The following is a 4,499-nucleotide window of genomic DNA, read 5'->3' as shown; positions in this document are numbered from 1 at the left end:
GGGTGCGAACTGCGCGAACGCTGTGGCCGATTCATGCACCCGCACGGCGAACCCGTTCATCGTCAGCATGAACGCAAGCGACTTGCGGACTGGTTCCTCGTCGTCGACGATGTGGACGGTGAAATCATCCTTCGACATGGTCTTCTCTCTCATAAGCAGGCAGCGTGAATTGAAAGCTCGCGCCCCCAGACGGGGTGTGCGATACGGTCATCGTTCCGCCATGCGCTTCGACGATCCGTTTCGATATCGACAGTCCGATTCCCATTCCTCCAGGCTTCGTGGTCGTAAATGGCTTGAATAGCTGTGCCGAGATTTCCTCCGGAATTCCCGAGCCCGTATCCTCGACGATGACGGTCACCTCTCCTGGGGCACCTGGCTGGATTCGAACGATCAGCTCCTTTTTGGGAGCGTCCTTCATAGCCTCGATGGCGTTGCGCATCAGATTGGTCAACACCTGCTGGATCTGGATGTGGTCGACCATCACCACCTCCGCGCCTGGCCGATAGTCAAATACGGTCCTGACACCTTTCTCGCGAGATCCGACCAGAGCCAGCGCGCCTGCCTCCTCCACTAGTTGTCGGATGTTCTGCGGTGCCTTGTCGGTCTCGCCCTTGCTGACGAACTCACGCAGATGTTTTATGATCTGTCCGGCGCGCAGAGACTGGCTGCCAGCCTCGTCCAGAGCCTCCCTCATCATCACCGCGACGTCGGTGTCCATGTCCCGCAGAAGGCGCGAACACCCGTGCACGTAGTTGGCGATCGCCGAAAGAGGTTGGTTCAGTTCGTGCGCGAGCGTCGACGCCATCTCGCCCATTTCATTGAGGCGGGCCAGTCTGGCAAGCTCACCTTGAATTTCTTCGAGACGGGCAGCGGATTCCTCGCGCTCGGTAAGATCTCGGACGAAACCTGTAAAGAATGTCTTGTCTCCGGAACGCATCTCGCCGACTGCAAGCTTCATCGGAAAGGTGGAACCATCCTTGCGTTGTCCCACGACCACGCGATCGACACCGATGATCCGCTTCTCCCCGGTGCTCAGATACCGGTTGAGATAACCGTCGTGTTCCTTGCGATAGGGCTGTGGCATCAGAATGCGGAGGTTCTGGCCGATTACCTCCTCTTCGGCATAGCCGAACTGCCTGACGGCCGCGGCATTGAAGGACACGATCGTCCCGTCCTGCTCGCTGACGATGGTTGCATCGAGAACGGTGTCCAGAATGGACTTGAGATGAGCCTCCCGCACACGCAGGGCCTTCTCAGCGTTTTTCGCAGCCAGCAGTGCGTCCCTCAGCAATTCGCTGATGAGCGCAATGGCCGTGGCAACCACGATGAAGAATCCGAGTTCGACCCATGGTGTTTGGAACGGAGCGTCCGTCCCCGTTTCCATCGCGACCGCGGCGACGCACAAGAGGCCGGCGACGATCAATGTCGACGTCAACCCACCCACTACCGATACGACGAGCACTGCAGGAATGAACAGATCGACAACCGTCCGACCAGCCAGACCGTCGCGAACAAGGAAGGCAACGAGAATGGAAAAACAGATCGCCAGCACTGCGAACAGATACGCCTGCTTGCGAGAGATTTTCCTATCGAGTATCAGCGACGCAATGCTCGCCCCGGAGGCACCGTTCCTGTGCGGCATCATCTGAGGCTTCACCCGTTTCCCTTGTGTCAATAATCAATACGGACCGTGCCGACGTGGCGGGTTGTAGCATGCAGAAAGATGGGGTGTCCACGCGTGGACACCCGTGCAAATTCACCTTGCACGATCACGGGATGCCGAACAGACGATCTTGAAGCCAGGAGACCCCCTCCGAGATCCCGCCGGGGCAACCGACCATCTCGTCCGCTTTGGCGCGACCATTTTCGCGGATATCGGGATGAACCGTCTTCCCCACAGCGCCCTCGATGTCCAGTCGGCTAGTTTCGATGTCGACTGGACAAAGCTCGGTCAGAGCCCGAGGGTGGCAATGTCGGCATCAAGCCGTTCACGCGCCCTCTTGGGGAACTTGGCGGTCTTGATCGCGTCTAGGTTAGCAGGCGCGTCCCCGACGACCACGACAGCGATCATGCCCATGCCGACATGGGGCGCGCACTTCACCGCATAAGCTCCTGGAGTGTCGAACGTGATCTTGATGGTCTCGTTCATCTTACCCTTGAAAGACTTTGCGCCTTCCGGAATCAGATCCTTGWCGGTCTCTGCGTTATGGCTCTTGTCCGTGGGGATGAAGGTGATGCTGTCACCCTTGGCGATCTTGATGCCGCCTGGTTCGAAGACCATCGCGCCGTCCTTGCCCTTGTTCAGCATGTGAACCTCGAAGTCCGCGGCACTGGCCGCGCAGCCGAACGATGCCGCCAGAATGACCGAGCCGACGATAGTCTTAATGAACTTGCTCATGTGAATGCTCCTTGAAACAGAAGCCAACTTGGCTTCGTTGCAAAGGAACATAGCGGAGGTGATCGAATCCAATTTGATCTGAGACAAACGCCGAAGCGAATACCCGTCATTTCTCCAGATCATCCAGACCGTGAAAGAGAATGGATCGCAGTCGGTGTACGACTTTGCTCGAGAGCAAACTTTGCCGCATGTCTTTGAGTGCGTTCACTTGCGATGGATCAAAGACATGTCGCGCGCCCATAGCTAACGCTCAAGGAAATCAAATAGGCAGGATGGAGCACCCGATGACCAGGACGTTGATCGAGAAGTACGGAGAGGAGCGTCTGCCCCGTTACACGAGCTATCCGACAGCGCCTCTGTTTTCGCCCAACATCGGCCCTGGTGACTGCGTCGAGTGGCTGCAGTCCGTGCCCTCGCGTGAAAACACCTCCCTCTACCTCCACATCCCCTTCTGCCGCTCGATGTGCTGGTACTGCGGCTGTCACACGACGATCTCCGAAAGAGATCAGCCGATCCTTGACTATCTCGACATCCTGCAGCGGGAGATAGTCCTGGTCGGCGGATCGCGGAATGAGCGTCTTGAAGTCGGTAATATCCATTTTGGTGGCGGCACCCCGACGATCGTGCGGCCAGAGGAATTCGTTACGCTGATGGACATTCTGCGTGCAAACTTCGCGGTCTGCGCGGACGCCCGCATCGCAGTGGAGATCGATCCCCGGACGCTGACTGGTGAAATGGCAGATGCCCTTGGCCAGACGGGAGTCGGTCGGGCGAGCCTCGGCGTACAGAGCTTCGATCCCATCGTCCAGAAGGCCATAAACCGCATCCAGTCGGCGGAAACCACGGCGGAGGCGGTTTCCCGCCTGCGGGCCAACGGGATCGGGGGGCTCAACTTCGACCTCATCTACGGACTGCCTTTCCAGACGGTGCAGTCCTGTATCGACACTGTCGAGGCCGCGATCACGATGCGGCCGGACCGGTTCGCCGTCTTCGGCTACGCCCACGTTCCCGGCTTCAAGAAGCATCAGCGGCTGATCGACGAAGCTGCCCTTGCTGGCGCACAGGAAAGGAACGAACAGGCGGAAGCGATCGCTCACGCGCTCATGGCTGCAGGATACAAGCGCATTGGCCTGGACCACTTCGCGCGTCCGGAGGACGACCTAGCCATCGCGGCAGACAGCGGCCGACTACATAGGAATTTCCAGGGATACACCACGGACGAATGCCGGACCTTGATCGGCCTTGGCGCATCGTCGATCGGCAGATTCGCGGAGGGATTCGTTCAGAACGAAGTTCCACTCGGTCTGTATGCGAAGCGCATCGCGGGCGGAGGGCTGGCCACCGCCAAGGGATACGCTCTCACCGCGGAGGACCGGTTCCGCGCCGACGTGATCGAGCGGCTGATGTGCGATTTCACCGTCGACATCGCAGGCCTAGCCTCCGTCCACGGCTTTGATTCAGCGCTCCTGTCGAACGGCAACACGAGGCTACAGGCGTTGATGGACGATGGCGTCGTGACGCTCGATGCAGGTCACGTCCGTGTGAGCGACGGCAACCGGTTCATGATCCGCGCGGTGGCATCCGCATTCGATGCCTATTTCGGCAACTCCGGCCGCAGTTTCAGCAAGGCGGCATAGCCACGATCGGAGTTTGTGGGCCGGACCTCAATCCGCCACGCTGCTGCAAGAGCAAAAGGCCCGGCAATCCGCCACTTGCCGGGCCTTCGTCGCGGCCGGGCCTCCCTAGCCCGTCAGGCCGCGATGTATGGACAGCAGCACACTGGGAAGCTTGGAGATATTCCCAACCAGAGCGAAGCCGTTCCGTCCGAACGCTGTTGTTTCGGTGGAACATAACGCGGCTGGTTTTTGGGGCGTTGATCCAGATCAACCACGCACGATATAACGATGTCGCTCCATATCGTTCTCGACCTTGATCGCCGTCAAAGTTCGTCGCTGCGACGTGGGATACATTCGGTGGAGAGCAGTCTATCGATCATCCAATGACATACATCAATGCGTGATGGAATTTCATCGGTATGCGCTGGTAGAGATACGACATCTAGCGGAAACTGATTTCAGACATGACCTATGCTGCGTTCTCT

General features: G+C 58.6%; 3 protein-coding genes and 1 pseudogene. 1 reads left to right on the top strand and 3 read right to left on the bottom strand.

Annotated elements, in window-relative coordinates; genetic code table 11:
• From fixJ to AC1D17_RS27745, 3 genes and pseudogenes are all read right to left on the bottom strand, one after another.
• Positions 1–138, bottom strand: a pseudogene (gene fixJ / locus AC1D17_RS27755) (DNA-binding response regulator); the annotation flags it as partial.
• Complete coding sequence (locus AC1D17_RS27750) at positions 125–1,645, bottom strand: PAS domain-containing sensor histidine kinase (protein WP_477568456.1); 1,521 nt, start codon at positions 1,643–1,645, stop codon at positions 125–127. The gene AC1D17_RS27750 and the pseudogene fixJ, both read right to left, overlap by 14 nt.
• Positions 1,646–1,951: 306 nt before the next feature.
• Positions 1,952–2,398 (bottom strand): pseudoazurin, encoded by a 447-nt coding sequence (locus tag AC1D17_RS27745; protein ID WP_477568455.1) that lies wholly within the window; start codon positions 2,396–2,398, stop codon positions 1,952–1,954.
• 284 nt (positions 2,399–2,682) lie between these two features.
• Here AC1D17_RS27745 and hemN point away from each other — a divergent pair, with 284 nt between their 5' ends.
• Complete coding sequence (gene hemN / locus AC1D17_RS27740) at positions 2,683–4,035, top strand: oxygen-independent coproporphyrinogen III oxidase (RefSeq protein ID WP_477568454.1); 1,353 nt, start codon at positions 2,683–2,685, stop codon at positions 4,033–4,035.
• Positions 4,036–4,499 lie beyond the last annotated feature (464 nt).

Source organism: Pararhizobium sp. P1_E7 (genome assembly GCF_056405855.1).
This window is presented reverse-complemented; position numbering and strand designations above follow the sequence as displayed.

Excerpts from the sequence above, each read along its gene's own strand:
- AC1D17_RS27750 (WP_477568456.1), bottom strand. The coding sequence starts at position 1,645 with ATGATGCCGCACAGGAACGGTGCCTCCGGGGCGAGCATTGCGTCGCTG.
- hemN (WP_477568454.1), top strand. The coding sequence starts at position 2,683 with ATGACCAGGACGTTGATCGAGAAGTACGGAGAGGAGCGTCTGCCCCGT.